Raw genomic sequence first — 25,918 nt, forward strand, 5'->3', positions numbered from 1 at the left:
GGCCTCGGGGATGAGTCTGGCGCTTTGCCAACCCTGCATCCTTGCTTCACGTCAGCAGCTTAGCGCCCGGCGCGGGATTCGCGAATGTAGAAGCGCGCCTTCTCGGCTTTCTTGCTGCAACCTTCAAAGCCCTCGAATTGCTGCTGGGTCTTGGCCGCGGTCAGCAGCGACAGCGCCTTGGAATAACTGACGGTGCCGGCAAAACCTTCGGCCTTGGCCAGATCCAATTCATGCCAAGCGGCGTCGAGCTGGCTGCCACAGCTGTCGCGGTAAGCGGTTTTACCGGCGCAACCGGCCAATGCCAGAGCCATCAACGGCACACAGATCCAGGCTTTCATCACTCACACCTCAAAATAGGTCAACAGTCGTGCAGGTAAGACGGTAAGGCTGCGAAAAAGTGCCTTGCCGGCGGGTGAAACCGCGCAACTGAGAAGGATAGCGCTGAAGGGTCATGCAATATCGAAAAAACGACGTCACCGGCGCACTCAACGACCATGGCGATTGAGCCCGCCCAGCGATGGGTGCATTGTGGAACCTTGTCGGGGAGGAAGCTGGATGAAAAAGCGTGTCGCATTGGTGCTGGGCTCCGGTGGCGCCCGGGGCTACGCCCATATCGGGGTCATTGAAGAGATTGAACGACGCGGTTATGACATCGCCTGCATTGCCGGATGTTCGATGGGCGCGGTGGTCGGCGGGATCTACGCCGCCGGCAAACTCGATGTATACAAGAACTGGATCGAGAGTCTCGACTATCTGGATGTGCTGCGGCTGGTCGACGTGAGTTTTCGTCTCGGCGCGATTCGTGGCGAGAAGGTCTTCGGGCAGATCCGCAAGATCGTCGGCGAGATCAACATCGAAGACTTGCGCATCCCCTACACCGCCGTCGCCGCCGACCTCACCAATCAACAGGAAATCTGGTTTCAGGAAGGTTGTCTGCATCAGGCAATGCGCGCCTCGGCAGCGATTCCAAGCCTGTTCACGCCAGTCATGCAAGGCAATCGCATGCTGGTCGACGGCGGCATTCTCAATCCATTGCCGATCGTGCCAGTGGTCTCCAGTCACTGTGATCTGATCATTGCGGTCAATCTCAATTCGACCAACCAGCGCCATTACAAATTGCCGGTGATCCAGCGCCCGCCGGCGTTCCGCTCGCGATTCGACAGCCTGATCAATTCGTTGGGGTCGAAGATGCCGTTCCGCCGCAAACAGGCTGAGCAGTTGTTGAAGCTGGAACAGGAAGCACTGCGCGCCGAGGCGGCAGATATCAACCCATGGCTCGAAGGCGCCGAGCCGGAGAGCCAGCAACCGGCCGCCGCGCCCGAACGTGAAGGTGCACCGAAATCCGCGACCGGTTCGTTCATCATCGATAACGTCGGGCCGGCGTCGCTGCTGGACTTGATCAACCAGAGTTTCGAGGTGATGCAGACCTCGCTGGCACAGTACAAGATCGCCGGGTATCCGCCGGATATCCTGATCAACGTGCCGAAGCGGGTGTGCCGGTTTTTCGAGTTTTACAAGGCACCGGAGTTGATCGCGTTGGGGCGAGAGATTGCGCGGGATACGCTGGATCGGTATGAGAGTGAGCAGCAGCAATAAAGATCAAAAGATCGCAGCCTTCGGCAGCTCCTACAGGGGAACGCATTCCAATGTAGGAGCTGCCGAAGGCTGCGATCTTTTAGCTATCCCGCAGATTCCAACAGCCGATAGCCAACCCCGGCTTCAGTGACAATAAACCGCGGCCGCGTCGGATCATCCGCCAGCTTCTGGCGCAAATGCCCCACCACAATCCGCAGATAATGGCTGTCCTCGGTGTGCGTCGGTCCCCAGATATCCTTGAGCAGTTGTTGCTGGGTAATCACCCGCCCCGGATGCCGCGCCAGTTGCGCCAGCACCGCGTATTCCTTGCGGGTCAGCGCCACTTCGACGCCGTCGAGCAGCACCCGCCGGTACGCCAGATCGACTGTCAGCGGGCCGAAATTCAGCGCCGCTTGCTGCGCCTCGCCTGCCGGGGCCTGGCGCAACAATGCCCGCACCCGCGCCAGAAACTCCTGAATCCCGAACGGCTTGGTCACGTAGTCATTGGCGCCGCCATCCAGCGCCTGGACTTTCTGCCCTTCGCTGGCGCGCACCGACAGCACCAGCACTGGCGCCGTGGCCCATTCGCGAAACTCGCGCAGCACTTGCTGGCCGTCCATGTCCGGCAGGCCGAGATCGAGCACCAGCAGGTCCGGTTTGTTCAGCGCAGCTTGCGCGAGACCTTCGGCACCGGTGCCGGCCTCAAGCACTTTGTAGCCCTGTGAGGCGAGGCTGATGCGCAGGAACTTGCGGATCTGCGGTTCGTCGTCGATGACCAGAATGGTCGCGGTCTGGCTCATGGATTCACATCAACAGAAAAGAGTGGCAAGAGAGTAGCGCAAGCGAAGTCAGGCTTCATCATCCATCCCCGGCTGGGTCTGCAAGGGCAGGTGCAAGGTGATGCAGGTGCCGCGCCCTTCGATGCCATCGGCAACGCTGATCCGCCCGCCGTGCGCGCCGACCATGCCCTGACAGATCGCGAGGCCAAGACCGGTGCCCTGGCCGCCGCGATCACCGCGCGCGGCGGTGTAGAACATGTCGAAAATCTTCGCCCGCTCGTCTTCCGGAATCCCTGGTCCTTCGTCGCTGACCGAGAAGAAAATCTCTTGGTCAGCGGCGCCGGCACGCAATTCCAGACGACCGTTGGCCGGCGAGAACCGTGCAGCGTTTTCCAGCACATTGACCAGCGCCTGTTCGATCAGCGCGGCATGTACGAACAGCAACGGCAGCTCGCCAGGCACATCGGTACTGACCTGCAACGGCGCCAGCACCGCGCGCAGCCGATTGAGCGAACTGCCGACGATGTCCGCCGGCGACACCCAGTCCCGCGCGAGCTTCAAGGCGCCATGCCCGAGGCGGGTCATGTCGAGCAGGTTCTGAATGTAGCGATCGAGGCGTTCGGCTTCATCACGAGTGCCTTCGAGCAGTTCGCGGCGATCCTCCAGCGGAATCGCTTCGCCCAGCGCCAGCAGGCTGTCGATGCTGCCGCGCATAGCGGTCAGTGGCGTGCGCAAGTCGTGGGACACCGAGGCCAGCAACGCGCTGCGCAATTGCTCGGTTTCGCCATGCAGGCGTGCGGCTTCGAGATCATCCGCCAGTTGCGCACGGGCCAGCGCTTGCGCCAGTGGCTGACTCAATGCGGTGAGCAAGCGCCGACGCTGACCGCTCAAGGTCTGGCCCTCTTTGGCGCAGACACCGAGCAACGCCAGCGGCCCGGCTTCAACGGAAAGCGGCCCCCACCACCAGCGCCCGAGCGGTGGCGGGCCGGGGCCCATGCCCGCCGGTTGATCGTGTTGCCAGGCCCAGTCAGCGGCGGCGCGTTCGGACTCGGTAAATTGCAGCGGGCCACCGGTCTCGACTTTCCAGCCGTTCTGGCCATCGCGATTGAGCAGGCACAGTTGCAGATCGCTCCAGCCGTTGAGGTGTTGCGCGGCAGCACTGACCACGGCCTGACGGTCGGTGGCGGCAGTGAGTTTGCGCGACAGGTCGAGCAGTTCGGTGGTCTCTTCCTGCGTGTCGCGCAATGCCTGCAATTGCCGCCGCTGGCGCGCCGCAAGGTTGCCGGTGAGCGCCGCCATCAGCAGGAAAAACAGCAGGGTCAGCACGTCTTCTTCGCGCTGGATGCTGAAGGAAAAATTCGGTGGAATGAACAGAAAATCGTAGGTCAGAAACGACAACGCCGCGCACGCCAACGCCGGACCGAGGCTGCTGCGCACCGCCACCAGCAACACCGCAGCAAGGAACACCAGCGAGATGTTCGGCAACGGCAGCACACTCGACACCGCCCATGCCAAGGCGCTGGCCAAAACCGTCGCGACCAGCGCCAGCGCATAGTCGAACCACACCAGCGTCAGTGGGTTGCGCGGGCGTGGTTGATGCTGTTGTTGATCGCTGTCGAGGACGTTGATTTCCAGACCGTGCGCCTGCCGCAGTAATCGCGCAGCGAGACCGCCACCGAACAGGCGCCGACGCAAACGTGGTCGCGACTGGCCGACCAGCACCAGGCTCGCACGGCGTTCAGCGGCATGCTGGATCAGGGTTTTCGCCACTTCGCCGGCACGCAGTAAAACCACTTCACCGCCGAGGCGTTCGGCCAACTGCTGGGCACTTTGCAAGCGCAGCCGCGACTGCTCGTCACGCACGCTGCCGTTGTCGACATGCACCAGACTCCACGGCAAATGCCGACGCTGAGCGACGCGACTGGCATGCCGCACCAGACGTTCGGCCTGAGCATCGCCATCGACCCCCACCAGCAGACGTCCGCGCACCGCTGGCGCCGCCTGACCGAGTTGACGATAGCCTTGCGCAAGATCGTTATCGACCTGCGCGGCAGCGGTTTGCATCGCCAATTCGCGCAGCGCGGTAAGGTTGGTCTGAGTGAAAAAAGCGTCGATGGCCGCGCGGGCCTGCTCCGGCACGTAGACCTTGCCTTCGCGCAGACGCTCGAGCAATTCGCGCGGCGGCAGGTCGATCAGCAACAGTTCGTAGGCTTCTTGCAGGACCCAGTCCGGCAGGGTTTCGCGAACCTGCACACCCGTGATGCCGCGCACCTGATCGTTGAGACTTTCCAGGTGCTGGACGTTGACCGTGGTGAACACGTCGATGCCGGCGGCGAGCAGTTCCTGAATGTCTTGCCAGCGTTTCGCGTGACGGCTGCCGGGGGCGTTGCTGTGGGCCAGTTCATCGACCAGCACCAGTTTCGGCCTGGCGGCGAGGATGCCGTCGAGGTCCATTTCTTCGAGCATCACGCCACGGTATTCCGAGCGCACCAACGGTTGCTGCGGCAGGCCGCCAAGCAGCGCTTCGGTTTCGGCGCGGCCGTGGGTTTCGACCACGCCGGCGAGGACTTTCACGCCTTGGCGAAGCTGCGTGTGGGCGGCCTGGAGCATGGCGTAGGTTTTGCCGACACCAGGGGCGGCGCCGAGGAAAACCTTCAGGCGGCCACGGCCGTCACGGGGCAGATCTGCTAACAGTGCGTCGGCGCGGCCGGAGTCGCTCATGCTTGATGTTCTCTCTTCCTGATGATCGTTCTCACGCTCTGCGTGGGAATGCAGCCCGGGACGCTCTGCGTCCCACCAAAGCGGACGCGGAGCGTCCATTGATGCATTCCCACGCAGAGCGTAGGAACGATCATCTTCTACAGTTTTTCCAGTGCCATGTTCAGCTCAAGCACATTCACCACCGGCGGCCCCACCAACGGCTGTTCGATGTGCGCATCAAGCAGTTGCTGCAAGGTCGATACCGGCAGGTCTCGCGCGGCCGCGACTCGCGCCAGTTGATAGGCAATCGCTGCCGGAGGCAAGTGCGGATCGAGACCACTGCCGGAGGTGGTCAGCAAGGCCAATGGCACCGGCCCCTGGCCGGGAACCTGCAACTTGTTGGCGTCATCGATCACCCGCGTGGCGAGTGCCGGATTGCTCGGTGCCAGGTTGCTGGCGCTGCTGGAAACGGTAGCAAACGCACCGGCGGAGGGACGTGGGTGAAACCACGCATCGCCGACGAAATCCTGGGCGATCAGCGACGAGCCACGGACTTTGCCATCGGCGTCATGCACCAGGCTGCCGTTGGCTTGAGCGGGGAATGCGACTTGCGCGACACCGGTTACCACCAGTGGATAGGCGACGCCGGTGACCAGGGTCATCAGCACCAGCAGGCTGAGGGCGGGACGTATCATTGTGGACATTGCAAGATCCTCGAATTCGTTGGGCAAACTTTGGTGGGGTGTCAGGGAGCTCTTTTCCCCCTCACCCCAGCCCTCTCCCCCAAGGGGGCGAGGGGGAAAGGGAGCCGATTTATGTGCTTTTCAAAATCTGAGTTCGGCTCGGTATCTCAAGTCTGTGAAACTCTGAAAAACCACTCGGTCAGTCCCCTCTCCCCCCATGTCGCTGAGGAGAAAGGGAGCCGATTTATGTGCTTTTCAAAATCTGAGTTCGGCTCGGTATCTCAAGTCTGTGAAACTCTGAAAAACCACTCGGTCAGTCCCCTCTCCCCTCATGTCGCTGAGGAGAAATGGAGCCGATCCTTGTGCTTTTCAAAACCTGAGTTCGGCTCGGTAATTCAGGTCGATGTACCTCTGTTTAACCACTCGGTCAGTCCCCTCTCCCTCTGGGAGAGGGTTAGGGTGAGGGGCTCTTCAAAACTCAAACCAGATGCATCGCCGTGAGCAGCATGTCGATCGCCTTGATCCCCACGAACGGCACCAGAATCCCGCCCAGCCCATAGATCAGCAGATTGCGTCGCAACAACGCCGCCGCACTCGCTGCCTGCACGCGCACACCGCGCAACGCCAGCGGGATCAGCACGACGATGATCAACGCGTTGAAAACAATCGCCGAAAGAATCGCGCTCTGCGGACTGGTCAACTGCATGATGTTCAACACGCCAAGCTGCGGGTAAATCGAGGCGAACAGCGCCGGCAGGATCGCGAAGTATTTGGCGACGTCGTTGGCGATGGAAAAAGTCGTCAAGGCACCGCGCGTCACCAGCAATTCCTTGCCGATCTGCACCACGTCGAGCAGCTTGGTCGGGTCGCTGTCGAGATCGACCATGTTCGCTGCTTCGCGGGCAGCCTGGGTGCCGTCGTTCATCGCCATGCCGACGTCAGCCTGGGCCAGCGCCGGGGCATCGTTGGCACCGTCGCCGCACATCGCCACCAAACGCCCGTCGTTCTGCTCGTGACGAATGCGCGCGAGTTTCTTCTCCGGGGTGGCTTCGGCGAGGACGTCATCGACGCCCGCTTCAGCGGCGATCGCAGCAGCGGTCAGCGGGTTGTCGCCGGTGACCATTACCGTGCGAATCCCCAGTTTGCGCAGTTCGGCGAAGCGCTCGCGAATGCCCGGTTTGACCACGTCTTTGAGATGGATCGCGCCGAGCAGTTTGCCGTCGGCGCAAACCAGCAACGGCGTGCCACCACTCTGGGCAATCTTGTCGATTTCCCGCGACAGGGCCGGAGCCAGATCGGAGCGTTTCTGGCCGAGGAAACTCAGTAGCGAATCCACCGCGCCTTTGCGGTAGACGCGACTTTGATAGTCGACGCCGGACAACCGGGTTTCTGCGCTGAATGGCACAGCGGTCAGGGTTTCCGGCGCTGGCTCAGGTTGCGGGTGCAGGCCACGCAGGTACTCGACGATGGATTTACCTTCAGCGGTTTCGTCGGCCAGCGAGGCGAACAGCGCACCTTCGGCCAGCTCGCGACCTGTCACACCGGGCGCGGCATACACCGCACTGCAGCGACGGTTACCGAAGGTGATGGTGCCGGTCTTGTCGAGCAACAGCACATGCACGTCACCCGCCGCTTCCACCGCACGGCCGGACTTGGCGATCACGTTGAGGCGCACCAGACGATCCATCCCGGCAATACCAATCGCCGAAAGCAGACCGCCAATGGTGGTCGGAATCAGCGTGACCAGCAGTGCCACCAGAAACACCAGCGGCAGGCTGCCGTTGGCGAAATGGGCGAACGGTTGCAGGGTCACGACCACCAACAGGAAGATCAACGTCAGGCCGATCAACAGAATATCCAGCGCGACTTCGTTCGGCGTCTTCTGGCGTTTGGCGCCTTCGACCAGCGCGATCATGCGGTCGAGCGTCGACTCGCCGGGATTGACGGTGATTTTCACCAGCAACCAGTCGGACACCAGTCGGGTATTACCGGTGACGGCCGAGCGGTCACCGCCGGACTCGCGGATCACCGGCGCCGATTCACCGGTGATCGCCGCTTCGTTGACCGCCGCGATGCCTTCGATGACTTCGCCGTCACCGGGGATCATCTCCCCGGCTTCGACGCGCACCACATCGCCTTTGCGCAAACTCGCCGCGGGCACCACCTGAAAGCTGCCATTGGCTTGTTTGCGCCGGGCGCTGAGGCCTTCGCTGCCAGCCTTGAGGCTGTCGGCGCGGGCCTTGCCACGGCCTTCGGCCAAGGCTTCGGCGAAGTTGGCGAACAGCACGGTGAACCACAGCCACAATGCAATTTGCGCGGCGACGAAGGTCGGCACATCGGCATCGGGAATGAAGCACAGCACAGTGGTGAAAATTGCCGTCAGTTCGACCACCAGCATCACCGGCGAACGCTTCAGTTGCCGAGGGTCGAGCTTGACGAACGCTTGCACCAGCGCCGGCCGCCACAGGGCCGAGATCGCGGTTTTCGCTTGTTCCGGCGCCTTGACGGCGGCGGGTTTGATTGCGGGCATATTCATCGATAAGTCCTCAGAAGCCCAAGCTCAGATGTTCGGCGATTGGGCCCAAAGCCAGAGTCGGCAGGAAGGTCAGGCCGCCCACAAGCAGAATGGTCACGGTCAGCAGGGTCACGAACAGCGGGCCATGGGTCGGGAAGCTGTTCTGGCCGATCGGTGCGGTTTTCTTCATCGCCAGGCTGCCGGCCAAAGCCAGAACCGGGAGGATGTAACCGAAACGACCAATCAACATGCCCAGGCCCAGCATCAGGTTGTGGAACGGCGTATTCGCGCTGAGGCCACCGAATGCCGAACCATTGTTGGCGCTCGCTGAGGTGTAGGCATAAAGCAACTGGCTGAAACCGTGCGGGCCGGGGTTGCTGATAGTTGCTGCAGCACTGGGAACCGCAGCGGCAATCGCACCGAGCACCAGCACGCCCACCGGCATCACCAGCAAGGTCACCACCAGCAATTGCACCTCACGCGCCTGGAGTTTCTTGCCGAGGTATTCCGGGGTTCGCCCGATCATCAGACCGGCGAGGAACACTGCGATCAGCACGTTGAGCAACATGCCGTAGAGCCCGGCACCGACGCCGCCGAAGATCACTTCGCCAACCATCATGTTGACCAGCGCGACCATGCCGCTGAGCGGGTTGAGGCTGTCGTGCATGCCGTTGACCGAGCCGTTCGAGGCCGCCGTCGTCGTCACCGACCACAGCACGGTGGCGGTGGTGCCGAAGCGCGCTTCCTTACCTTCCAGCGGCGCGGTCTGTTCGACGGCAGCGTTGTTCAGGGTCGGATTCGGTTGGTATTCAGCCCATAGCGAAGTCGCTCCGCCGATCAGGAACAGCGCGAGCATGCAGGCGATGATCGCGCGGCTCTGACGCAGGTCTTTGACGTAATGGCCGAAAGTGAAGACCAGCGCCACCGGGATCAGAATGATCGAAGCGACTTCGAACAAGTTGCTCCACGCGGTCGGGTTCTCGAACGGATGCGCCGAGTTGACGCCGAAGAAGCCACCACCGTTGGTGCCCAGTTGCTTGATCGCAATCTGACTGGCCGCCGGACCCAGCGGAATCACTTGATCAACGCCCTGCATCGTCACTGCGTTCACATACTGTGCGAAGGTTTGCGGCACGCCCTGCCAGACCAGATACAGCGCCAGCAACAGGCACAGCGGCAACAGGCCGTAGAGGGTGGCGCGGGTCATGTCGACCCAGAAGTTGCCGAGGGTTTGCGTCGACTTGCGACCGATACCACGGCACAACGCGACCAGCACGGCGAGGCCGGTGGCGGCGCTGACGAAGTTCTGCACGGTGAGGCCGACCATCTGGCTGAGGTAGCTGAGGGTCGCTTCACCGCTGTAGGACTGCCAGTTGGTGTTGGTCATGAAACTGACCGCGGTGTTAAACGCCTGCGTCCATTCCTGGCCCGGCAGGTTCTGCGGGTTCAGTGGCAAGTGATCCTGAAACAACAGGATCGCGAACAGCAGCAGGAAACCGGCGAGGTTGAAGGCGAGCAGCGCCAGCGTGTACTTCTGCCAGCTCTGCTCAGCTTCGGGATCAACACCCGCAATGCGATAGCAACCGCGCTCGACCGGGCCGAGAACCGGCGTCAGCCAGGTGCGCTGACCTTCCATCACCTTGTAGTAAAAGCGCCCGAGCAGCGGCGCCGGCAGCAAGACCAGCGCAAAAAACGCGAGGATCAGCCAATAGTCATAACTGTGCATAGCCGCTCCTAGTTCCGATCCGCGCGCAACAGCGCAACCAACAGATAAATGAACAGCCCCACTGCCAATAGCAGTGACACCCCGTCCAGAACGCTCATGGAAGATCTCCGTGTTACGGCGTATTGCCGCGTGTGCAGTGATTGTCGGAAAGGAGGCTGTAAAGGAACGAGAGCGAGGGTGTTGGCTGTGCATAAAGAAAGCGTAAAGAGTGGGTTTATGCGGGCGTTACGGGGAGGTTTTCTGGCGTTTGTGCAGGCCTGCTCGCGATAGCGTCAAAATAGGCACCACTGCACCCAACTGGCGCATAAATACGGGCCATCCATCTGCGAACATCCCCGATACGACAGCTTTCAACTCATTACGACTTGTTTCAGCGCACTGGCACGCCCACTGCAAACGCCCTCCCCCGAGCTTTCCAAACCGTTCAGGGAGCAAGCGCATGAACACACAACTCAAACCCACGCTGGGCACGTTGCACCTGTGGGGCATTGCCGTCGGGCTGGTGATTTCCGGGGAGTATTTCGGCTGGAGCTACGGCTGGGGCGTTGCCGGAACACTGGGCTTTCTGGTGACTTCGTTCATGGTCGCGACCATGTACACCTGCTTCATTTTCAGCTTCACCGAACTCACTACCGCCATTCCCCACGCAGGCGGGCCATTTGCCTACAGCCGTCGCGCTTTCGGCGAAAAAGGCGGATTGATTGCCGGGCTGGCAACGCTGATCGAATTCGTCTTCGCGCCCCCGGCGATTGCCTTGGCGATTGGCGCCTACCTTAATGTGCAGTTTCCGGCGCTCGATCCGAAACACGCGGCGGTCGGCGCGTACATCGTGTTCATGGGGTTGAACATTCTCGGCGTGAAGCTGGCGGCGACTTTTGAACTGATCGTCTGCGTGCTGGCAGTGGCTGAACTGCTGGTGTTCATGGGCGTGGTCGCGCCGGCGTTCAGCTTCAGCAATTTCGCGCTCAATGGTTGGGCGGGTTCGGACGTGTTTGGCGCACCGGCGATTGCCGGGATGTTCGCTGCCATTCCATTTGCGATCTGGTTTTTCCTCGCCATCGAAGGTGCGGCAATGGCCGCCGAAGAAGCCAAGGATCCGAAGCGCACGATTCCCAAAGCCTACATCAGCGGCATCCTGACGCTGGTGTTGCTGGCGATGGGGGTGATGTTCTTCGCGGGCGGTGTCGGCGACTGGCGTACCCTGGCCAACATCAACGATCCACTGCCGCAAGCGATGAAAACCGTGGTCGGCGACAACTCCGGATGGCTGCACATGCTGGTGTGGATTGGCCTGTTCGGGCTGGTGGCGAGTTTCCACGGGATCATTCTTGGCTATTCGCGACAATTCTTCGCCCTTGCCCGCGCCGGTTACCTGCCCGCTTCATTGGCGAAACTGTCGCGTTTCCAGACGCCGCACCGCGCGATCATCGCCGGCGGCGTCATTGGCATCGCGGCAATCTACAGCGACGGTCTGATCAACCTCGGCGGCATGACCCTCACCGCCGCGATGATCACCATGGCGGTGTTCGGCGCGATCGTGATGTACATCATGAGCATGCTCAGCCTGTTCAAACTGCGTAAGTCGGAGCCGAACCTGGAGCGCACTTTCCGCGCGCCGTGCTATCCGTTGATTCCGATGATTGCCTTGGTGCTGGCGGTGGTTTGTCTGGTGGCAATGGCGTGGTTCAACACGTTGATCGGGCTGATCTTCCTCGGCTTCATGGCCGTAGGCTTCGGCTACTTCATGCTCACCGGCCAGTTGCGTGCCAATGCACCGGCCGACGCCATGCTTACGGGCCAGTAGACCCTCATGTAGGAGCTGCCGAAGGCTGCGATCTGTTGACTTTGTTTTTTTAGAAACAAGATCAAAAGATCGCAGCCTGCGGCAGCTCCTACAGGGAATTAAGGTGCAGCAGGGATATCGGGCCTAGAATGGAACCACTGCGAAGTAACTTCGCTCAAAAGTGGTACGCAGTGTTGCACGGCGAAATTCTCGTCCGTCACGCTGACATTAAGGAGAGCCGTTATGCCCTGGTATGCCTGGTTGATTCTGGTCGTTGCAATCGGCTCGATCGTCGGCGGTTTGATGATGTTGCGTGACACCGCCAACAAGGTCGAACTGACCGATGAAGAACGCAAACGCGTCGCGGCCCGCAATGCCGAAGCGGACGCCAAAGAGGCGCAAGACCGCTGACAAAAAACCCCGCCTGACTGGCGGGGTTTGTTTTTCAAAGACCTGTCGGACTTATCTGCATGCTTTTTAGAAGTAGAAGTACAGTCACCATTTAATTTTCCTTGGTTAAGATGGGGGCATTGTTGCGGAGAGCTCCACATGCGTTACTCGCAGGATCATAAAGCCCAGACCCATCAGCGCATCATCAAGGAAGCCTCGGCGCGATTCCGCAAGGACGGCATCGGCGCGACAGGCCTGCAGCCGTTGATGAAAGCACTGGGGCTGACCCATGGCGGCTTCTATTCACACTTCAAGTCCAAGGACGAGTTGGTAGAGAAGGCCTTGCAGGAGGCTGGCGATCAGGTCGATGGTCTATGCGCTGAATTGTTTTCTCAGGAACACCCTCGCCAGGCATTCATCGAAACCTACCTGTCTGAATGGCATCTGACTTCGCCCCATGAGGGATGCCCGCTGCTGACCATTTCTTCCGAACTTGGCTTGCGTGGCCAGGCAAGTCCCACCAGCGACAAGATTCTCAATGCGCGGCTGGAGCAGATAGAGGAAACCCTGACTGGCGAAAACAGCGCTGACCGGGCCATTGTCATCATGTCGACACTGGTCGGGGCGCTGTTGCTGTCACGCAGTGTCGCGGACGCCGAGTTTGCGCAACGCATTCTCGATGTTGCCCGCGACCACCTCAAACAGTCCGACGATTAAGCCTGCCAACGCTTGAACAACACGCTGGCATTGACCCCGCCAAAACCGAAGCCGTTGGACAACGCATATTCGATCGGCATCGGCCGCGCTTGCCCATGGACGATGTCCACGCCTTCGCTCGCGGGATCAGGATTGTCGAAGTTGAGCGTCGGTGGCACCACCTGATCGCGGATCGCCAACAACGTGAAGATCGCCTCGAGACCACCCGCCGCCCCCAGCAAGTGGCCTGTGGACGACTTGGTGGAGGTCACGGCGATTTTCCTCTCTGTGCCAAAGAGCGACTTGATCGCTGCCAACTCACCAAGATCGCCCACCGGTGTGGACGTGGCATGAGCATTAAGATGCTGTATCTGATCCGGGGCTACCCCGGCCTGTGCCAGCGCCAACGCCATCGCCCTGCGCGCCCCGCTTCCGTCTTCCGGCCCGGCGGTCAGATGATAAGCATCGGCACTGGTGCCATAGCCAACCAGCTCGGCCAGAGGCTGAGCGCCCCGAGCCAATGCGTGTTCCAGCGACTCGATCACCAACAGGCCGGCGCCCTCGCCCATTACGAAGCCGTCACGACCGCTATCGAAGGGGCGTGATGCACGCTCGGGAGTGTCGTTGTAGCCGCTCGATAGCGCCCGTGCTGCCGCGAAACCAGCAAGACTGACGCGGTCGATACAGGCTTCCGCGCCGCCACACACCGCGATGTCCGCTTCACCGGAGCGTATCAAGCGCGCAGCATCGCCAATCGCCTGAACCCCGGCGGCACAGGCAGTCACCGGTGCGCCGAGCGGGCCCTTCAGACCATGCTGAATGGAAACGTGACCTGCGGCGAGATTGACCAGAAACGACGGAATGGTGAATGGCGACAAACGTCGCGGGCCTCGGCTATCGGTTGTGCGCACGGCGTCGGCAATCGCGCCGAAGCCGCCGACACCGGAGCCGATGATGGTTGCCGTTCGCGCCTGATCGTTTGCGTCAGTGGGGTGCCACCCCGCCTGCTGCAATGCCTGTCGGGCCGCTTCCATGGCAAACAGAATGAAGCGGTCCATTTTCTTCTGTTCTTTCGGTGGGGTAGCGCGGTCCGGGTCAAAACCGGCCTCGGCATCCTCCTCCAGTGTCGGCACCCGTCCGCCGACACTTGTCGGCAGATCCGCGACCACCGCTTCCGGCAGATTGCGTATACCGGAGCGACCGGCCAGCAAGCGCTGCCAAACCGCTTCGACACCGCTGCCCAACGGTGAAACCAGGCCCATACCCGTGACCACTACTCGACGCTGATCCATACCGTGGTTACCTCTGATCAATTCAATTGCCTGACTTGTAGCGTTGGGCTGCCGAGCTACGCGAAAGGTTCGGTGCCATGACGTGCCGCGCGGCTACGAAGGCCTTCCACTCGTCCGCATCGGGCAACGACGGAATGGTGATCAACTCGCCCTGATCCAGTCCTGCCAACGCCGCATCGACCATTTCACCGGCCTCCATGACCATCTCAGCTGGAATGCCACTGGCATCGATCCCGGAACGTTCCCAGATTTCAGTGCGGGTTACACCCGGCAACACGGCCTGGACTTGCACGCCAGTACCTTCAAGCTCCGCGTTCAGCGACTGGGTCAGGCTCAGCACATAGGCCTTGCTAGCGCTGTAGGCCGCATTGAAGCGCTCGGGAAACAACGCCACTACCGAGGCGATATTGATGATCGTGCCCCGTCCGGCCTTGGCAAAACCCGCTGCGGCCGCCGATGCCAGACGCGTCACTGCGGTGATGTTCAACTGGATCAAGCGCTCCAACTGATCGAGGTCTGCATTGGCCAGCAGACCGTCAGCGGCAACCCCGGCATTGTTGACCAGCAGGCTGATGCTCGAATCGCCGCGCAAGCGCTGCTCAAGTTTTAGCACATCATCTTTTTGCGTCAGATCCGCTTTGAGCACCTCAACCTGAACGCCATGCGCATCGCGCAATTTATCTGCGGCGATCTCCAGACGTTCCTGATCACGGGCAACCAACAGCAAATCAAAACCGCGTGCGGCCAGCCGCTCGGCGTAAATCGCACCGATGCCGGAAGAAGCGCCAGTGACGAGAGCGACACCTGGGTTTTTTGCGGAATTCATGCCGGTACTCCTGAAAATGCTCGAAATGGAAAGGCCGCTGGAGGAACAGGCAGTCAGCGGCGGCAATTTATTATAGGCATAATCCAAAGCTCATATGATAGCCGTAATTTTTCATTGTCCAACTAAACGTGTTTATAACCTTGCGGTCCGTCTGTGTAGTGACAAAAGAAAAAAGGCCGGTCAATGACCGGCCTCATGGCTTGGAAAATTTAGTTTAGTTCACTTCCAGCTTTTCACGATTGCGATCCAGAATCGCCTTGCCGATTCCTTTCACTTCCAGCAACTCATCCACTGACGCAAATGGCCCGTTTGTTTCTCGATATGCAACAATTGCCTTGGCCTTGGCTTCACCTACGCCGGACAGCTCCTTCTGCAAGGTCGGCGCGTCTGCGTTGTTGAGATCGATTTTCGCACTCTGGGCAGGTGTTGTTGCGTCCACGGCCATTTGCGATTGAGGAATGTCTAATATTGCCACAGGCGCCGCAAATACGGCGAGCGAGGCGCTAGTGAGCAGGGCGAAAATCAGAGAGTTGAAGCAACCGGTACGCATGAGTGACACTCCTTTACATCGATTTGAGGAAACAGCTTTTCCTAAGCTGCACCTGAAATCTAGGTGACCCTTGGCGGATGTCAAAACCGAGCTTGTTACCAAACATTGAATAATCCACATGAGGGATTATCCAATGCTCGCATCGCCAGCAGATTCCCAGTGCCCCCCCCCGCACACCATCACGTCAGACAGGCTGTCATTGATGAAGCGCCCATTGCAATGCCTTGGAAAACGCGTCAGTCGAAATCACATAACTACGATGATAGCGATGCACTGAGGCTTGATCCGGACATGATACCCCGCGCACAAACATGATTTCGGCACCACCTGACTCGATAAAACTCGCGTAACCGCGAAAGTTGAAATCCAGGCAATCGTTTATCATTGCAACGATGCGCGCCCCTGCATTACAGAAAATTGCATTAGTAAGCGCCGAACTACACGATCCAACCACAATCTCGGCGGATTGAAATGCATCTACTTGCTCGGAGAAACTCATGGTTTCTGGGTATATCGTCGTGAACCCAAAGTCCTGAAGCACTTTCTCCAACTCGAGTTCATTCACCAACTGACGACTGCTAAACCCACGTCTGGAGAGAAACAAGCGTGTCGGTTTTTCCGAGAATACAAATTTTTCCCTTTCCAGCCCTTGAATGATTTTGGATTTGAGTTGGGAAAAAATATCACGTGGCCACACTGTGTCATAAGCCACTCCGTCTTCCACATCCAAAGGAAAAAAGGCGGGAACCGGAGCAACAGCAAGCCTGGAAAAGTTGACGGCTGTATTAGCCGGCAAGACGACAATGGGTCTGTTTTTTGAATTCAGCAGGGAGAGCGAATCCAGATGTGACTGGGGCATGCTCGCGTCGACCACAATTGAAAATCCGTCATCGCAGAAATCAGTGTCAAACGCTAGCATTCTAGGTAGAAACTCTAGAAACCAATGCCCATAATTCCCACTTTGGACACCAAACATTTTTAATCCATGATCGATCACCATGGGTTGCGTATTTGGCCATTGCACCAAAGCGTGTTCTCCCCTTCGTGAGAGAACAATATTTTCTTTATCGTATATATCACCCAATCCCGAACGTTGAAAAACGGGATGGTTAATACCATCCAATACGAGCTGATGATTACTGATGACGACATTGCATCGTGTGATAGCAGCGATATTCTCCATGATTGCTATATAGAATGGAGGAGCTAAAAGATCTCCAGCTTCAGAAGTAAGCTGTGGAGCTTCCTCAAGAAAACTCAATGACGAGAAAACAATCGGGCGTGCAGGCAAAATCTCGTCATACGAAAAACCAAACTCGTTGCAATGGGTTTTGATTGAACGCATGCTCAGGACGTTTGTGCCAAAATCTCCTTTCTTGAAATTGCTTTCACCAATTAAACGTAACGCTTCAGCAGGCTTGCCTTGATTGAAATATTCCCGAGCCAATCTTATCAAGGCACGCCCAGCCGATTCATATCCACGCCGATTGGCCAAGAAAAAATTTCTATAAGCCAGATCTTTGTCACCTCGCCCTTCCGCAATTTCCCCTGCCTTTGTCAACACATATGAATACAGGTTTTCAGAGTCCAAAATTCCAGGATTTTGCGATAACCCTTTGAAGATGCGTTCAGCATAGAAAAAACGCCCGGCCAAACAAAAACACATACCGGCAACTTTTAAATAAAGCGCCGCGGGGATATAACGTTTGGCAAATCGCAAGTGCTTTATGGTTTGATGAAAATCTTTTAGCGAAGCGCTATGTAAGGCCTGATAGGCCATGGCGTATTCGTTTTCAACCGTGTCAGACAAGCCATCGTAGAAATAAGGACCTGAAACCAGCTTTGCAATCGCCAGCGGCTCACGGCCTTCATGAATACCAGAGTGTATATAGTGCAACAGAGGGTTTATATTCGCCGCTTCGATATCGGGGTAAGAATCATAATAATAACGTGTCGAAAAGAACGGCGAAGGATCAAGGCCCGCCGCGGCACCTTCCAGAACATAATGTTCCAAAAGAGTAATATCAAGCCATTGCACACCCGGCAACTGTGCCAGGTAATAACCATTGTCGAACAATGGATGAGGGCTACCGTCTATGCTAAATCCGCTCTTGACAAAATCAACCACCGGTTCACTTGAGCCAACGGCGCCTTGTTGATGGTTGCGCAACCAGTAATCCATATCAAAATACGGCCGAACAAGCGCCAGGCGAGCATCCAGATTATCAGTAACTTCTTTTGTTTCAGCAGCCAAACGTTTTGCAAGTACACGACGTAGCAGCGGGATTCTTATTAAAAGACGTTTAACGAATGAAAACTTCATCGCCAGCAACCTCAACAAGTAGTGGAAAGACATTTGTTGAGCAGTTCAATCCTGGGGCGCATCTGCACCTCATAACCAAACTCTCTCAAAATCGCACGTCTTCCGTTTTGCCCGAGTTCCATCAATGCTTGTCGATCTGACAGATAACCGTCAATCACTTGACTGATCAAATCAGGATTTCGGTCAATGATTTTCATCTCATTGTCTTTGAAAATGCGACTGCCATCGAGATGAAAGTTCATTTTTTTGAAATCGCTAAGAAAAACAGCGACCCCTTTCAAACCCGCCTCCACAACAGCGGTTGTCGGAAACCCATCAAATGAATCCGATTGAGAAGGGTCCAAAGCACTGGCATGAATATTCGGAGACAGAATCAAATCCATTTGTGTGTAAAACCCGTCGAAGAAACTCGCAGGTTGCGTCCCATGGAATGTGATATTACCAACATCACCCAAATCTATGGTTTTTTCATCGAATCCACCCACCACGTGAAAACGGATATCCGCTGAATTTGCAAACTTTCTGACCACATCGACAAATACGTCATATCCCTTTTCCGCACCGGTCGCTGAATATTTTTGAGCGACAAAACATACATCGAGAGGTTTATCCAGATTCTTCACCACCGGAACTTTATCGTCCAGTGTATAAATATTAGGAATAATACCACCATATATATGCAGGATTCGGTCCGGGTCACAAAAACCGCCTTCAACCAGATATCTATAGGAGACGTTTTGCGTTGTAATAATCTTTGTCAGCTTCGGATTGTCGCATAGCTTACGAAGTTTCTTGTCCGAAACCTCGTCATTCAAATTGAACCCACCACCCGGATACAGGGTAAACAAGAGGTGTTCTGCACTCGGCAGGCCTATCTGACTATAAAAATAATCTGCCAGGTTCAAGAAAACGCAATACGCAACTTTTGGACTGCCAATGAAGTCCGCATCGAAATACCGAATCCGATCTGCTGGCAGCCCACTTATCTTTCTAAATTGCTCTACCTGAGTGTGAAATGGCAATGGCTCGCCATACTTGGACAAATCATCCGGTCGCACCTGTATTGAGCATTCGTCAATTTCTGCGAGATAACTTTTAAACTCACCATACCGGAAAGAAGATACTTTGGACGGAAACGACGAGTCCAACAAAAGGATCCGCGAATCGCTAGGCAACGCTGTATTGACTATTTTTGCTTCAGCGATAGTCTTGGTCGCTTCCAAAACCAAGCCTTCAAATGCCGAAGGTATCTCGGCCAGTTCTGCGAGGGCTTTACCCGCAGCCTCTAGCCGACCAAGCCTGAACACGCACAACGCGAGTGCCACTTTGATCTTGCCTGATTCCGGGAGCAAGTCCTGAAAATCAATTAAAATGCAGTGCAACTCGGAAAATCTATTCGAATAAAGATATTGATTGATGAACAGCGTGACAGCTGAATCTTCAATTAACTGACGATGCAACTCAATCAACTCAGGTGTTGCCACCCCTCCCTTAAACCACTCCAGACCACGCCTGACGGTTTCAGGGTCTGACGCCCCAAGACTCAACATCAGGTTCAACTTTACAGCCATGCTGTTCAAGGGGTCGAATTCAAGAGCCTTTTGAATTCTGCGACCGGCATCAGAATTATCAATTGAAAGCGGCCACCGCCCTTCTGCGAAACCACATTCGATGTAATGTAAAAGTGGGTCGGCATTCGCTTCAGCAATATCTGGATACCTCTCCAGATAGAAGTTTTTGTCAAGTAGCTCTGTGCATGCCATTTTGACTGCATCTAACTTTTCAGGTTGTTTTTTGATAATCTTAAAAACACAATCGCGAGCGACAGACTTGAAATGTTCGATCATATTATTTATTAGTTTTTGCATTCTAACCCCCAAAGTTACATCACACCTGGCGCCTAAACTTTTTAGACAGCTCACTGGCATGACTGCACGGGGCCAGCGCCGCTCTTTTAACTCAGACTCACACAAACTAAAAGCCCACCATAAGAAATGGTGAGCTTTTTCAACAGCAATACTTAAACAGCTTGATTATAAATAATCAAATACCAAAATAAGCGCTCGCGACGACACTTGGATCTCCGTCCATTTTTATTTTTCCGTGTTCAAGCCAGATAACCCTGTTACAGGTTTTCAAGATGAGATCACGTGAATGAGTCGCCACGACCAATATCTTCGTAGAGTTGAGAATATCGGTCATGCGCGCTTCGGCTTTATGCTGGAAGTTAGCATCGCCCACAGATAACCACTCATCCATCAAAAGAATTTCTGGAGAGATAATGGTAGAAACAGAAAATGCCAAACGCAGATGCATGCCGGAAGAGTACGTACGCGTTGGCATGTCGATGAAATCACCCAGTTCGGAGAATTCAACGATTTCGTCAAATCTGCTTTCGATCTCGGACTTGCTGACGCCCAGAAGGGCGGCGCGATAGTAGATATTTTCTCGCCCGGTTGCCTCATGATCGATACCAAGTGAGATATCAATTAATGAACCAATATCACCTTTGATACTGGCAACACCAGAGGTAGGTACGAACACCCCGGACAACAGACGTAGCAACGTGCTTTTACCCGCGCCGTTATGCCCTAGCAAGCCGACCCTGTCGCCATCCTTGAAGGAAAAATTGATATCGTCCAAAGCGCGAACAACGACATGTCCTCGTTCGTCTGCAGACAGCTTGCCTCCCGTAGCAACCTGAATAAGACGTTTCTTCAAAGAGCGTCCATTAGCGTTGTAGATTGGAAATTCGGCAGTGACGTTATTAAAATCAATAGAAGCCATACAATGTTCCATTAAAGCCAGTAAGGGATACGGCGCATATACCGATTATATATAACAATTGCGAACAACCAGCCGAACACCGCCATGGCGATTGCAAAAATCCAGCTTTCCGGTGAAGGTGTGGTGCCTAATACCGGCCCACGGGTAATTTCCAGAAGATGGTAAACCGGGTTTGCATTAAGCAGGTAGGCCGCATGCCGAGACGGAAGTAACGACGGCGCCCACATAATCGGTGTCAGGTAAAACACAACCTGGGTAGCGTTTACGATGATCTGAGTGATGTCACGGAATCTGGTGCTCAATACGCCAAGGACCAAGGAAATCCAGAGCAGATTTATAGAGACCAGAATGATACCCGGCACAAATAGCAGCATCGTCAGGGTAAGTGGCTTTCCGACAATCAGGAATACAATCGGAATAATGACGATGTTATGCCCTAACACAATAAAGTTGCGCCAGAAGCATCGAAGCACATGCACAAAAAGCGGAATATTCAGTTGCTTGATAATGGCTTCAGCAGAAGTAAAAGCAACGCAACCTTCCGTCACGTTAGACGAGATGAAGCCCCAAAGGACGATCCCCAACGCGAGAAATGGCAAGTATTCCTGCATAGGGGTATTAAAAATCTGCCCGAATACCAGACCAATAGAAGCAATCATCACCCCCATGCTGACTGTTAGCCAAAACGCTCCTAACGCAGAGCGTCTGTACCGCTGCTTGATGTCAGCCCATCCCAGCATGCCGACAAGTTGATAGCGTTTTGCTGACGAAACAATGTCGACCACTGCGTTGAATATTGAGTTACTTGTCATTAATTACGCCATACTTAGTTAAAATCAACCCTGCTCGAGCACGCCCGAGCGAGGTATTTAATCAATCGACGAGTCTTTAGCAAACGTCAAACATACATCCTCGCTCGGTTAAGAACGAGAGAGCCTGCTTAAAACCCGCTGCAAGACCCTGAGCGCTCTTGATTTTTGTTGACTCATCACCGCAACGACTTTCGGACGAAGCACATCGATCTCGCCCAGTTCCTTCTGGAACCAACGATCATTCAGGCCATAATCATCAACAAGGATTTTGTGATGTTCAGGACTGTTCAACAGCTTGTTCAGTTTTAACATACCAATCATCTGGTAGGGTTTCCCCAACCACTGATTATAAATCCAGTACAAAAATGCTTTTTCTATATCAAGATGAATATCCGACGAGATCGTCTTGATCTTCAACAGATCAGAAAAGCCTTCTTCCAATTGTTTCGCAGTAACCTCATCAAAAAACTCATCTGCTATCAGATAGTGCTCATTGATAGTGCGAATCGAATTGGAAACTGTTTGACTGCTGGCATTCTCACCTGGCATCAATCTAAAGGTAATCAATTCTCTGTCAGATATATGGATCGGATAATGTTTGACCAACCGAATCCACATCTCCAGATCTGGCAGCTGGCGCAGCCTGTTGCTGTACATGCCCAGATGTTCGTAGCAACTCTTGCGAATTAACATCGTTGGATGACAGATGCAGTTTCCCAATTCAAAGAACCGCCTCAGCCAAGCACCTTGGGAACGGTTCTCCTGATCGAAGATATCCGACGCCTTCCCCATTGAGGTGCCGTCTTTATCAACAAAGCGTGCCCTGCCGAAACAGGCACCAAGCTCAGGGTTTTCACGCATGGTATTAACTTGGTAAGCAAGCTTATCAACATCGCACCAATAATCATCTGAATTGATGAGCGCGATAAATTCACCCGAAGAACGTTCGATTAGCTCGTTTGTAACAACACCAGCACCTCGGTTCACTTCGTTCGGGAAAAACTTGATCCGATCATCCTTGATAGCGGCAACCACATCTCGGGTAGAGTCTGCGGAGCCGTCATCAGAGATCAAAAACTCGAAATCCACACCGACCTGTCCGAGCACGCTGTTAATTGCCTGTTCGACAAAACTGGCGTGGTTATAAGTCGCCATGATGACGGACACTGTTGGGTTTTTCATACCGAACGACTCCGCTTTACGACTCTGGCAAGCAGATTCATCGCAGCAACAGGAACAAGCAATTTGATAACCATAATAAAAACGGGGGGCATTAAACTCACAAGTGTCGGAATAATACGAAATACCGGCTTCCCAACCGACTCGGCAACATGCCCTAACTGGGACACATTAATCACATGGCGCAAATGGCTGGAGAGCCGCTCGAAGTCGTCGTGAAACACATTGTCGGTCAACGCATCGTATGCCGGCAGAATGGCTAACTGGGTTTTCAGCTTATCGACATGTGGAGTTTGTGTCCAAACGCCACCACCATGAAGACGGTACACCGACATTGGCTCTTGCAAAAAACCGATCAAGCTGGTTCTCGCTAAAACAATGTTGGTAATCCAGTCATATGATTTTATTTCAAACAAGCCGTCGGGGAGCCGGCTCAAGGCACTGCGTCTATACATGCAAGTTGAGAAGTTGCCAACAATATTATCGGCTATCAACTCTCTGGCCGATATAAACCGATGCCCCGTAGCAGCCGGAACTCTCGGCGAAAGCTGTGCACGGTCCTCTTCATAGACATAATAATTGACAGAGCAAACATCAGATTCCCAATGCGCTGTCAAAAAGTCCACTTGGCGTTGCAACTTCAAGGGACTGACCCAATAGTCGTCCCCTTCAAGCACAGCGACAAATTCCGAGGTACACGCTTCAAAACCGCGCTTATAGTTTTTCGTGATACCTAGATTTTCGCTGTAGTCCAGATATTTGAATGTAAAACGTGAATCAGTACCTTCGTATTCTTTAACAATGGAAAGCGTGCTATCGGAAGACTTATCATCCGCTACAACCAACTCAATCGGCCCATCAAATACCTGCCGAAACAGGGCATTCAACGCCTGGCGAATATGTTTTTCGTGGTTGTATGCAACCAATAGAACCGATATGCCGACCGCCTCTTTAAGCACTGGCCACCCCGTCTTCTATTTTTGGTTTCTTAGGGATAAAAATTTCCGCTTCCCCATCAATCACCAACTGGCCTTTGACAGTGCAATAAGTTCTGAACGTCACTACTCGTTTACGCGTGCTCACTGCCTTTACACAAACAGTAGCTTCGACCGTGTCCTGAAGATAAACGGGCGCTTTAAAAACGAGGTTTTGCGAAATATAAACACACCCCGGACCTGGCAGCCGTGTTCCAAACATCGCAGAAAAGAAACCCGCCGAAAACAGACCGTGTGCAATACGCGCCTTGAATCTCGAGTTTTGCGCGTACTCATCACTCATATGAACAGGGTTATTATCTCCCGATAGTCCCGCATACGCTTTAACATCAGCGTCGGTTACTGTATGAGAATAGGACACTTGCATACCGACTTCAATTTGCTCAATCGTCAACTCGGTCGGAAACAGATTAATCGCTGTCATTTACGCAATGCCTCTCGAGTAAGAGGGCGGGCCGGATTACCTACGACTGTCACGCCTGGAGGAACACTCTTGGTCACGACAGCGCCCATACCGACGATCGCACCTCGGCCAATAGTCAGCGGCCGGGACGGTTTACCCTGAATAATTGAAGCACCGGTACCGATATAGGCGTGATCTTCAATAACAACATTCCCATTACATTTGACACCTGGTGCAAACGTAACAAAATCACCGATTACACAGTCATGGGCAACATAAGAGTAAATATTCGCGTGGAAGTGCTTACCAATTTTCGCATTTGACGTTACCGTCACAAATGGCGAAAGCACCGCGCCTTCAGCAATATCATTATTATCAAGGATTACCGCATTACCAGCGATAACCGAGAATGCTCGCGCGCCCTGACTTTCACAGGCAGCGGATATCCGCTCCCGAGCGTCGGATGCGCCGATTGCAATATTGAACAGTCTCTCGCCCGGCAAGGCTAGAAAATCATCTAGTGAAATGACTGGATAACCGTTAATGGTTTCGTCCCCAACATCTCCTTCGACAACAAAGTACAACTCTGCAGCGTCGCTGGCAGGGAGCTTGTCTACCATTGCCTTGGCGAGTGGGATGACTTCACGACCATAACCACCTGCGCCGATTATCCCAAAATACTTTTTCATACCGCCTCCTGAAAACCAATACTCTTCAATATCTGATCGAACGCTTAATGATCCGGCATATCATGTCGATTTCCTCACGCGACAGCGTATGGTAAAGCGGCAGGCAAATAATGCGCTTGGAAACATCTTCAGAGATCGGGCTACTTTGGTCGTGAACGTAAGGCAACTCGGAAAGCGACGGATAAAAATAACGACGAGGATAAATATTATTCAAATTCAGCTCTGCCATAACATGCAGAAGCGTACTCTCATTTTCGAAGATGACGGGGAAATAAGAGTTATTGTATTCAGTGTCTTCAGTAATTTTCTGAAACCGAATCGGGAGATCCGTAAGTTCAGATTTATAGTGCTCGCAGAGCTCTTTTCTAACTTTTAGAATCTCGTCAACATACTTGAGATTCGTCAAACCCATCGCAGCATGCACTTCGGAGTTCTTGCCATTCACGCCCACGCCACCGAAATCGGTGAGCGACGAATGACCAAAATTTCGCATCATTGCCATATTTTTCAGGATATCAGGATTGGACGTAGTTACAGCCCCCCCTTCAATGGTATGAAAAAGTTTAGTGGCATGAAAGCTACAGGTTGAAACATCACCATAGCTCAATAACGAGCGATTTTTATATTGAGTACCAAACGCATGAGCGGCATCGTAAATAACGCGCAACTGATGTTTTTCGGCAATTTTTTCAATCGCCTCAACATCACATGGATTACCGAAAACGTGCGTTGCCAAAATGGCGGAAGTTCGCGACGTAATCGCCTGCTCGATTTTTTCCGGGTCAATATTAAGAGTATCCGGGCAGATATCAACCATAACAGGATCACAACGTTCCCAGACAATACTGGAAGTAGTCGCCACATAACTGAACGGAGTAGTGATGATTTCGCCCTGCAAATCGAGCGCTCGAATTGCAATTTGAAGCGCGATAGTACCATTACTGAGAAACAGCAAATGGTCGACGTCAAGCTTTTCCTTGAGCTTTAATTCAAGCTCGTTCACCAACGGCCCATTGTTGGTAAACCATTCACGTTCCCAAACCCCTTGCAGGTAAGTCTGAAACTCACCAAAGGGAGGGACAAACGGCTTCGTAACTGTAATATTCATGAACGCCCCGACAAGCAAAACGACTACTTAGTTCTGTTAAAAATGATTGCATTTCAATACTACGAAGAGCTGAACATCTCTCGAACGAACAAATTGCGAGCCCTGAC

General features: G+C 54.8%; 23 protein-coding genes. 4 read left to right on the forward strand and 19 right to left on the reverse strand.

Translation table 11 applies throughout. The features are described from left to right. Window positions 1–59 precede the first annotated feature (59 nt). Window positions 60–338: a hypothetical protein gene (locus AK821_RS21020; RefSeq protein WP_007908543.1), complete on the reverse strand. Its 279-nt coding sequence runs from the start codon at window positions 336–338 to the stop codon at window positions 60–62. 217 nt (window positions 339–555) lie between these two features. Between AK821_RS21020 and AK821_RS21025 the strand changes: the two genes are divergently transcribed. Next, window positions 556–1,596, forward strand: a complete 1,041-nt coding sequence (locus tag AK821_RS21025; protein WP_064391414.1) for a patatin-like phospholipase family protein — start codon at window positions 556–558, stop codon at window positions 1,594–1,596. An 83-nt stretch (window positions 1,597–1,679) separates the two neighbouring features. Here AK821_RS21025 and AK821_RS21030 read toward each other — a convergent pair whose 3' ends face one another. The 6 genes from AK821_RS21030 to kdpF all read right to left on the reverse strand — a co-directional run bounded on the left by AK821_RS21030 (window position 1,680) and on the right by kdpF (window position 10,076). Continuing rightward, the gene (locus AK821_RS21030) at window positions 1,680–2,375 is read right to left on the reverse strand and encodes a response regulator (RefSeq protein ID WP_064391415.1); all 696 of its coding nucleotides are present in this window, start codon (window positions 2,373–2,375) and stop codon (window positions 1,680–1,682) included. Between the two features lie 48 nt (window positions 2,376–2,423). After that, a complete protein-coding gene (locus AK821_RS21035) occupies window positions 2,424–5,075 on the reverse strand; it encodes a sensor histidine kinase (RefSeq protein ID WP_064391416.1) in 2,652 nt (883 codons plus the stop codon). A 137-nt stretch (window positions 5,076–5,212) separates the two neighbouring features. Continuing rightward, window positions 5,213–5,758, reverse strand: coding sequence for a potassium-transporting ATPase subunit KdpC (gene kdpC, locus AK821_RS21040; protein ID WP_064391417.1), 546 nt, complete (start codon window positions 5,756–5,758; stop codon window positions 5,213–5,215). 457 nt (window positions 5,759–6,215) lie between these two features. Continuing rightward, on the reverse strand, window positions 6,216–8,273 hold the full coding sequence (kdpB, locus tag AK821_RS21045) for a potassium-transporting ATPase subunit KdpB (protein ID WP_064391418.1): 2,058 nt from the start codon (window positions 8,271–8,273) through the stop codon (window positions 6,216–6,218). 10 nt (window positions 8,274–8,283) lie between these two features. Then, a complete protein-coding gene (kdpA, locus tag AK821_RS21050) occupies window positions 8,284–9,978 on the reverse strand; it encodes a potassium-transporting ATPase subunit KdpA (protein WP_064391419.1) in 1,695 nt (564 codons plus the stop codon). A gap of 8 nt (window positions 9,979–9,986) precedes the next feature. Then, window positions 9,987–10,076 (reverse strand): K(+)-transporting ATPase subunit F, encoded by a 90-nt coding sequence (gene kdpF, locus AK821_RS21055; protein WP_007899818.1) that lies wholly within the window; start codon window positions 10,074–10,076, stop codon window positions 9,987–9,989. 341 nt (window positions 10,077–10,417) lie between these two features. Between kdpF and eat the strand changes: the two genes are divergently transcribed. The 3 genes from eat (at window position 10,418) to AK821_RS21065 (ending at window position 12,868) form a co-directional block, all read left to right on the forward strand. Next, window positions 10,418–11,782, forward strand: a complete 1,365-nt coding sequence (gene eat, locus AK821_RS21060) for an ethanolamine permease (RefSeq protein WP_064391420.1) — start codon at window positions 10,418–10,420, stop codon at window positions 11,780–11,782. A gap of 222 nt (window positions 11,783–12,004) precedes the next feature. Next, entirely contained in the window at window positions 12,005–12,172 is a 168-nt protein-coding gene (locus tag AK821_RS29620) for a DUF2897 family protein (protein WP_080896048.1), read from the forward strand. A gap of 138 nt (window positions 12,173–12,310) precedes the next feature. After that, window positions 12,311–12,868, forward strand: a complete 558-nt coding sequence (locus AK821_RS21065) for a TetR/AcrR family transcriptional regulator (RefSeq protein WP_064391421.1) — start codon at window positions 12,311–12,313, stop codon at window positions 12,866–12,868. Here AK821_RS21065 and fabF read toward each other — a convergent pair. The 12 genes from fabF to AK821_RS21125 form a co-directional block, all read right to left on the reverse strand. Then, window positions 12,865–14,139, reverse strand: a complete 1,275-nt coding sequence (gene fabF, locus AK821_RS21070) for a beta-ketoacyl-ACP synthase II (protein ID WP_064391422.1) — start codon at window positions 14,137–14,139, stop codon at window positions 12,865–12,867. The genes AK821_RS21065 and fabF overlap by 4 nt on opposite strands. Window positions 14,140–14,161: 22 nt before the next feature. Continuing rightward, a complete protein-coding gene (locus AK821_RS21075) occupies window positions 14,162–14,965 on the reverse strand; it encodes an SDR family NAD(P)-dependent oxidoreductase (protein WP_064391423.1) in 804 nt (267 codons plus the stop codon). A gap of 214 nt (window positions 14,966–15,179) precedes the next feature. Continuing rightward, window positions 15,180–15,515, reverse strand: coding sequence for a ComEA family DNA-binding protein (locus tag AK821_RS21080; protein WP_064391424.1), 336 nt, complete (start codon window positions 15,513–15,515; stop codon window positions 15,180–15,182). A 196-nt stretch (window positions 15,516–15,711) separates the two neighbouring features. After that, window positions 15,712–17,838 carry a glycosyltransferase family 61 protein gene (locus AK821_RS21085; protein WP_161806666.1) on the reverse strand — a complete coding sequence of 709 codons (2,127 nt, stop codon included), beginning with the start codon at window positions 17,836–17,838 and terminating at the stop codon, window positions 15,712–15,714. 11 nt (window positions 17,839–17,849) lie between these two features. Beyond that, window positions 17,850–19,706, reverse strand: coding sequence for a glycosyltransferase family 4 protein (locus AK821_RS21090; RefSeq protein ID WP_064391426.1), 1,857 nt, complete (start codon window positions 19,704–19,706; stop codon window positions 17,850–17,852). Window positions 19,707–19,881: 175 nt separating this feature from the next. Then, on the reverse strand, window positions 19,882–20,625 hold the full coding sequence (locus AK821_RS21095; RefSeq protein WP_064391427.1) for an ABC transporter ATP-binding protein: 744 nt from the start codon (window positions 20,623–20,625) through the stop codon (window positions 19,882–19,884). Window positions 20,626–20,636: 11 nt separating this feature from the next. Beyond that, window positions 20,637–21,437: an ABC transporter permease gene (locus AK821_RS21100; protein ID WP_064391428.1), complete on the reverse strand. Its 801-nt coding sequence runs from the start codon at window positions 21,435–21,437 to the stop codon at window positions 20,637–20,639. Window positions 21,438–21,545: 108 nt separating this feature from the next. Continuing rightward, window positions 21,546–22,619: a glycosyltransferase gene (locus AK821_RS21105; protein ID WP_064391429.1), complete on the reverse strand. Its 1,074-nt coding sequence runs from the start codon at window positions 22,617–22,619 to the stop codon at window positions 21,546–21,548. After that, a complete protein-coding gene (locus AK821_RS21110; RefSeq protein ID WP_064391430.1) occupies window positions 22,616–23,575 on the reverse strand; it encodes a glycosyltransferase family 2 protein in 960 nt (319 codons plus the stop codon). Before AK821_RS21110 ends, AK821_RS21105 begins: the two co-directional genes overlap by 4 nt. Further along, entirely contained in the window at window positions 23,568–24,035 is a 468-nt protein-coding gene (locus AK821_RS21115) for a MaoC family dehydratase (protein ID WP_064391431.1), read from the reverse strand. Before AK821_RS21115 ends, AK821_RS21110 begins: the two co-directional genes overlap by 8 nt. Further along, window positions 24,032–24,703: an acetyltransferase gene (locus AK821_RS21120; protein ID WP_064391432.1), complete on the reverse strand. Its 672-nt coding sequence runs from the start codon at window positions 24,701–24,703 to the stop codon at window positions 24,032–24,034. Before AK821_RS21120 ends, AK821_RS21115 begins: the two co-directional genes overlap by 4 nt. Before the next feature lie 25 nt (window positions 24,704–24,728). Next, window positions 24,729–25,811 carry a DegT/DnrJ/EryC1/StrS family aminotransferase gene (locus AK821_RS21125; RefSeq protein WP_064391674.1) on the reverse strand — a complete coding sequence of 361 codons (1,083 nt, stop codon included), beginning with the start codon at window positions 25,809–25,811 and terminating at the stop codon, window positions 24,729–24,731. Between the last annotated feature and the right edge of the window lie 107 nt (window positions 25,812–25,918).

Origin of the sequence: Pseudomonas sp. RIT-PI-r (assembly GCF_001297015.1) — a bacterium.
GTDB lineage: Bacteria > Pseudomonadota > Gammaproteobacteria > Pseudomonadales > Pseudomonadaceae > Aquipseudomonas.